The sequence below is a fragment of the Bacteroides cellulosilyticus DSM 14838 genome (assembly GCF_000158035.1).
Lineage (GTDB): Bacteria > Bacteroidota > Bacteroidia > Bacteroidales > Bacteroidaceae > Bacteroides > Bacteroides cellulosilyticus.
This window is the reverse complement of record NZ_EQ973492.1, coordinates 330,382-331,497: the sequence shown is the minus strand read 5'-3', so window position 1 is coordinate 331,497 and position 1,116 is coordinate 330,382. Positions and strand designations below refer to the sequence as shown.

Here is a 1,116-nt window from a genome sequence, read left to right as displayed (position 1 = left end):
GCCGTAATCATCGATGCGAGCGCTACCAATCTTGAAGAAGATGGCACGAGGACCGGCAACTTCGATCTCCTTCACTACTTCCTTAGTTACAGGCTTAGAGTTAGCCATGGCATTTTTAGCACTTGCCAGGTCAGCCTGAGCCTGTGCCAGTTCGCTTCTGTATTTATTGATTTCGTTGTTGATGGCATTCTGATCAACTTTTGCACCACAAGATATAAAGTTCTTACCGCCAAAAGTATAAGTAACACCTGCAGTCAGAGATACTGCACCATCCGTGTAGGCGCTGCTCTTATTCCCAAACATAGAAGGAGATACTTCACCTCTTGCCTCAATATTGATATCTAAATACTTGTTCACATTGAACTGTCCCATCAAACCTACAGAACCGTTAATCAAAGCATTTAATTTATCTTGCTCACCATAAGCCTTTGCAAAAGTCAATCCGGGACCTGCGAACACAGATAAAGTAAATAAGCGCTCCGGATTATATCCGCAAACAGAGTTAGACAGGTTATACATAGCATCTGCACGCAGAGTGAAATACTTCTTGTTCTTAACCTCGGCATAAGCGCCTTTTATTTGTCCGCGCTCTGTATACAGTGTCGACCATAATCCGGCAACTTGTCCGCGAACTCCCCAGATAGGATTGAACAGTTTACCCACTGATACGTGGATCAATGGCGTGATGGCATGTCCAAAGCCATAATCAAAGTTATCAGGATTAACACATGCCTGAGCTCCTACACCAGCGCTTATAAAGATATTATCTTTAAATTTTTCGCTGTAGTATTTCTCTTTAGTCTGTGCAGTAGCTGTAAGAGCTAATCCCGCCAACATGATAGATACTATACCAAATTTACATTTCATTGTTTTTTCTATTTTAAAATGATTAACTCTATGCTTTTTCTGCCAGTTTCTTTATTTCAACCGGAACTGGAAACACAATCCACCCGTGAAATATTTCATCTTTTGCAGTTCCACCTGTATATGCAGATGTTTTAAAAGCAAGTAAGTGGCTCCCAGTGCAAAATCTTTTGAATCATACTCTGCAATCATTCTTAATTCAGGCGCAAAAGTTGGATTATAACTAATACCTGCCGCTATTCCATTCAGCTT

The 1,116-nt window shown here is 40.9% G+C and carries 1 protein-coding gene and 1 pseudogene; both read right to left on the bottom strand.

The window, feature by feature from the left end:
• Nucleotides 1-867 (bottom strand): hypothetical protein (locus BACCELL_RS19385; protein ID WP_007213719.1); only part of this gene is annotated, 867 nt, incomplete at its 3' end.
• A gap of 51 nt (nucleotides 868-918) precedes the next feature.
• Nucleotides 919-1,116: pseudogene (locus tag BACCELL_RS19380) on the bottom strand (YjbH domain-containing protein); the annotation flags it as partial.